This window comes from Bacteroidota bacterium (assembly GCA_016213405.1).
Classification (GTDB): Bacteria; Bacteroidota; Bacteroidia; order Palsa-948; family Palsa-948; genus Palsa-948.
The window spans coordinates 1-5,092 of sequence record JACRAM010000030.1 but is presented as its reverse complement, the minus strand read 5'-3'; the positions used below and the strand labels follow the sequence as shown (position 1 = coordinate 5,092).

10 protein-coding genes are annotated in these 5,092 nt (G+C 41.1%); all 10 read left to right on the top strand.

Annotation, left to right across the window (positions count from 1 at the left end; genetic code table 11):
• Nucleotides 1-180: T9SS type A sorting domain-containing protein (locus tag HY841_03590; GenBank protein MBI4929820.1), on the top strand; the 180-nt coding region annotated here is incomplete at its 5' end.
• Nucleotides 181-201: 21 nt separating this feature from the next.
• On the top strand, nt 202-402 hold the full coding sequence (locus HY841_03585; GenBank protein MBI4929819.1) for a hypothetical protein: 201 nt from the start codon (nt 202-204) through the stop codon (nt 400-402).
• Between the two features lie 19 nt (nt 403-421).
• A complete protein-coding gene (locus tag HY841_03580; GenBank protein MBI4929818.1) occupies nt 422-844 on the top strand; it encodes a hypothetical protein in 423 nt (140 codons plus the stop codon).
• An 84-nt stretch (nt 845-928) separates the two neighbouring features.
• Nucleotides 929-1,564 (top strand): hypothetical protein, encoded by a 636-nt coding sequence (locus HY841_03575; protein ID MBI4929817.1) that lies wholly within the window; start codon nt 929-931, stop codon nt 1,562-1,564.
• 70 nt (nt 1,565-1,634) lie between these two features.
• Nucleotides 1,635-1,832 (top strand): hypothetical protein, encoded by a 198-nt coding sequence (locus HY841_03570; GenBank protein MBI4929816.1) that lies wholly within the window; start codon nt 1,635-1,637, stop codon nt 1,830-1,832.
• Between the two features lie 105 nt (nt 1,833-1,937).
• A complete protein-coding gene (locus tag HY841_03565) occupies nt 1,938-2,186 on the top strand; it encodes a hypothetical protein (protein ID MBI4929815.1) in 249 nt (82 codons plus the stop codon).
• A 436-nt stretch (nt 2,187-2,622) separates the two neighbouring features.
• Nucleotides 2,623-3,042 carry a hypothetical protein gene (locus HY841_03560; GenBank protein MBI4929814.1) on the top strand — a complete coding sequence of 140 codons (420 nt, stop codon included), beginning with the start codon at nt 2,623-2,625 and terminating at the stop codon, nt 3,040-3,042.
• 175 nt (nt 3,043-3,217) lie between these two features.
• Entirely contained in the window at nt 3,218-3,505 is a 288-nt protein-coding gene (locus HY841_03555; GenBank protein MBI4929813.1) for a hypothetical protein, read from the top strand.
• 46 nt (nt 3,506-3,551) lie between these two features.
• Nucleotides 3,552-4,256 (top strand): hypothetical protein, encoded by a 705-nt coding sequence (locus tag HY841_03550; GenBank protein MBI4929812.1) that lies wholly within the window; start codon nt 3,552-3,554, stop codon nt 4,254-4,256.
• Between the two features lie 137 nt (nt 4,257-4,393).
• Nucleotides 4,394-5,092 (top strand): T9SS type A sorting domain-containing protein (locus HY841_03545; GenBank protein MBI4929811.1); only part of this gene is annotated, 699 nt, incomplete at its 3' end.

The following is a 5,092-nucleotide window of genomic DNA, read 5'->3' as shown; positions in this document are numbered from 1 at the left end:
ATGAAGAGTATTGAAATCTATAATGTATATGGAGAAAAGATTTTCTACAATAATCATTTTCAAATTAACTCATCTTCAAATCTTCAAATTGATTTGAGTTCTCAGCCCGATGGTATTTATTTTGTGCGCATCAACACCAGCACGGGAATGATTTCAAAGAAGGTGATGCTGCTGAGGTAAAAAACAACCGACAAAGAATGTATGCCCCAAAAACGCAAGCCCCGCGCCAAATGGAAAAAACTAACACCCGGGCAAGAACAAAAGATAGTAGATGATTATAATGCAGGCATGAAACGCAACCCCATCATCCTCAAGCACAAAATTGCCGAAGGGCAGTTTGTAAGCATCCTCAAAAAAACAGCAGATGAAGCCCACCTTCAGGACTTCGGACATTCTGCATAAAAAAAAACACAATACTACTATGAAATTTCTTAAAACCTTTCAGCAATTTACAAATGCGGTTCCACAAGAGCCCGGTGCTGCTTCACCGAAACCTGAAACAACACGACCCGTTTCTTTTGATTTCGGGTTAAGCAGAAAACAACCCGCTGAAAAAGGCAGCGTTCATGTATTTACCACGCCACAATCACTCGCCACATTTCCTATTGCGTCAACATCGGTAATGGTTATCTGGAAAGTGCTGGGGAAAATATTCCCGTCATGGGGCGCTTCTTACATCCTATTACTTGTTATCGCTCTTGCCATTGGCATGGTCATTTATCTGATTGGCATTAACGATAGAATGACTGCGCGGCAAAAACTTATTGCCCTGTGCATCGCTGTCATAAACAGTTTCTTTCTGATGGCAAGCGCGTTGGGCATACTTCAATCCATTAACACATAATGCAAATTGGTGGAAATAAAAATAAATACGGAGCCAGCCGAAAATCCGAACCAAGAGTAGGCGAAATAATAAAACAAAAACTATATGGCTATTACAAAGTTTGAAAAATTCATTGAGAAGAATTATCCGGGGCTCAACTTCATCTCCATTACTAACGACAACTACGTGCCGGGCGTTATTTTAAATGACGATGACAGAATTATTGACGGGCTTTCAAGAATCTTCAGTGCCGAGCCCGCCACCAAATGGGCTGCTGCAACCGTTAACGCAGATATTGCCGGTGGCGAAGTGCAAGGCGAACGGGATTTAGACAGTGGCGGAAGTGTGTTGGGAATAGTCAGCCTGAAAGCCGGAGTGGCCGTTAATTATTCCGTCTCCTTCACCTTCGATAAAGTAACTGAAATGGTTTTTGATACGGCTAAAGGCGCTGTTTACGAAAACGAAGTAAGAGAAATGATAATGAAATTAAAAGGAAACAACCGCCCGCGCTGGAAAGAAATACTCCACGAGTATGTGGTGATGGAATCGGTATATGTTGAATCGGCAACCGTTGAATTTAAAAGAAACGGCAAGGTGTTAGGCCAGGCAGACATTGAGCAGCTTACGAACGAGGTGAACATTGATGCGAAATATAAATGGAATACAAAAGGAAAGATGGAAATAAAAAACAATACTTCTCCTTTTGGCGTGAGAGGTTTCCTTATCAAGCGGTTTATGTAATAATATGTGTAAAGACCAAAAACCGGGCTGGGGAATGATGAGCTGGAAAACAGTAGTGATAAGATAAGTTATGAAGAAAAGAAAACCACTACCTACGCAGATAATTTATATAAAAGGCAAACTTTCAAAAGCAGAGGCGGTGCTTAAAGAACGCGTGCTGGCAGTGGCAGAGAAAGAAAAGAAAAAAAGAGAAAGGCAGAAGAAGAAGAGGGAGAAGTCCCAAGTCCCAAGTCCCAAGTCCCAAGTTCCAAGAAAGAAAAAAGGATAAAAGAAAAGAAAGAGAAGGAAAAACGTGAGAAAGTGAGAGTGTATTTTACTTTTCCCGAAGGGACTCCTTCGGAGCTAACTTTTTCACTTTCTAACTTTTTAAAAAATGCTCTATAGAAAATCAACCGTAATGGCGAAGAACAGGATGAAGAAAAGTTTTGGGTCTTCAGTTTACGGTCTTCGGTTAACAAACAACCGTAAACCGAAGACCAGAAACCGTAAACCTTCTGTCATCATCGCCCATCCGCGCCATTTCAAGTGGGAGGAGTGGACGGTTTGCAAGTGCGGCAAGGTTACGTATTCAGCGGCACCGTTCATCCGCTGCAAACCAATAACTTCTCTTCATTACAAGTAAAACATTCTATTGCCATGAGGCGAAATAAACCAAAATCAATTTCTGCCCGCAGAGGCGAAAGAACAAACCGTTTCTTCCGGAATTTATTTAACGGAAACAAAAGAAAAGAAAGAGTGATGGTGATTTCTCCCGCCATCTTAGTTATTAGCCCTGCGAATTACGAATCTTCGAACTACTAACGTAAGTTGCTACCTGCTATAAAAAAAAATACAATAGAACACTGATGACACTGATTTAACTGATTTTCGCTGATTTTATCTGTGTTAAATCGGTATCATCTGCGTTATCTGCGTTCTATTTTTATAGGTGGCAACTTACGTTACTAATCATTCGAAAATTTGTTCGTTCGATTTTCGCTGGCGTAAGGAAAAACTACTATACGTAGTCGCAATTCATTACAGTTTTATTTAACTTTGTTTAAATAAGTTTTTACATCATGTTATGGTTTGATTATGATTACAAGACAAAGAGCGGAAAAAAAATTCTCAGCAGTAAAGGCAGAGTTCATTTTGTCAATCTCCCGAAGGATTATAAAGAATTTCAAAAACGAATGGGGCTTGTTATTGCTTATGTGAGAGAATACAAGGGCATTAATCAGAAAGAAGCCACCCGTGCAACCGGCATCAACTTTTTTGAAACAGAACTCGGTTTGCGAGAGATGAATTTCAAGGCATTGTGGAAAGTGGCAGAACTGCTGAACACTCATTCCATAGCGCTCATTGCCTTTGCTTGCTGCGGTGACGGAGAATGGACAGAAGAAAAAATGAAAACGATGATACAGAAATATAAAAAAGCAAACAAAGCCGAACGGAAAAGACAACGCAGAGAAAAGAACAAAAAAGAAAGTAAGAAATAGAGTTTATTACGATTAAGGATTGTATATTAAAATAGATGGGGTACAGATAACAGATTCGTTCAGATTTTCAGATAAACAGCCAATCTGAACTCTGTAAATCTGTAAAACATCTGTTATCTGTACCATAATTTTCTACTGTTTCTTATTCGGAATAATGTTTAATATATCTGAATTTATGACAAACCCGCATGCCGAAAGGCAGACACATCTGATTTATTACAAAACAAATCCGAATTCTAATAAAATAAACCTGAATCATAATAAAACATATCTGAACTCTGACAAAACACATCTGAACTATAACGAAACACATCTGAATCATAATAAAACATATCTGAACTCTGACAAAACACATCTGAACTATAACGAAACACATCTGAATCATAATAAAACATATCTGAACTCTGACAAAACACATCTGAATAATAACGAAACACATCTGAACTCATCACACACACAATAAAATTTAAACCTGTAACCTTCAACCTATAACCTTTAAACTACAAACTATGGCAAAAGCAAGAGTAAAACTCGACTTCATTCTCCTATCGGTTGCGCCCAAGATTCAATTCGTGCGCGACCGGGTTAATGACATGACCGGCAACGCTAACTTTCCAACGCCCGATGTTGCGCTGGCAATCATCACCACTGCGGTAAATGATCTGGAAACAAAATTTAATCTCGCCCAGGGCGGAGGTCCCGCGCAAACCGCAGCGCAGGACGCTTCGGAAGAAGCATTGGACGATTTGATGCGCGAAGAAGCGGGCTATGTAACGCGCATTGCCGATGGCGATGTGGTGAAAATCACCAGCGCGGGCTTCACCGCCACGCAAACAGAGCCATCGCCCATAGCCATTCCTGACAAAGTGCAAAACCTTATTCTCAAACATGGCAGCCAGAGCGGAACCATTTTAACCACCTGCGATCCGGTGGAGCACGCAAAAGGGTATGTAACCGTTATCTCTGATAACGCCACCGCGCCCATTACAGTGAACAACGGCAGCGTGGTGCTGCAAATGGCAACTGCGCCAAGCCCCATTCCTGTTCCTGCTCCGGTTGGGCAAAATCTTTTTTTGCTCTTTAATGCCTCCTCTTCGCGCAAAGCATTGTTCAGCGGGCTCACCAGCGGAACAAGGTACTACTGCTTCAAATATGCCTTTAACAGCAAAGGCAAAGGAGCCGACAGCGATGTGGTTTCAATTGTGGCTCCGTGAAAAGGAAATGACCAATAACGAATGACCAATGACCAATGACTAATTTCTAAACAACAACTAAAACCAAAACACCGGGCTGGTAATCCGTGCAAGTGACAAAAACAAATCAAACAATTAATTTTTAATAATAACAAACAATGAAAACAAAACTAAAAACAATTACAGCGTGCATTGCGCTAGGCGCGATGATGCTGAACACAAACTTTGCCTTTGGGCAAGGGTCATGTAATTTAACAGCAAGCGCACTTGCAGGACCTGATAAAATCTATTGTACTTGCTGCGGAGGACCTCCTACAATCGGTGGAAGCCCTGACTGTGATGGAGGAACTCAAACTTGTCATCCTACTCAACAAATAACTTACGCATGGCTGCCAACAACAGGACTAAGTAGTTCCACAGTTTGCCATCCAACAGCATCACCTACTATAACGACAACATATACTCTAACTGTAACTTTTACATGTGGTCATGTCGTTTTTGGAGGTTCTCATTATTATTGTTGTGTTGATGGATGTTCCGGGAGTACATGTACAACTTCTCCCTATTGCTCAGGAACGCAGACAAGAAGTGATGTTGTAGTAGTAACTGTAACAAGTAATGGTTGCTGCTGCCGCCTTGAAAACCCGGATAAGCAGGCGGAAGTGATAAATATGCTGACAAAGGTTTATCCGAATCCATCGCCAGGAATATTCACCCTTGAACTGGCAGAAGTAAAACCCGGAACAGATATTCATGTTTACAATATGGCAGGAGAAGGAGTGTGGGCGGATTGGAATACTACATCAACCAAGCAAACCATTGACCTGTCCAATCAAAGCAGCGGAGTGTATTTTCTT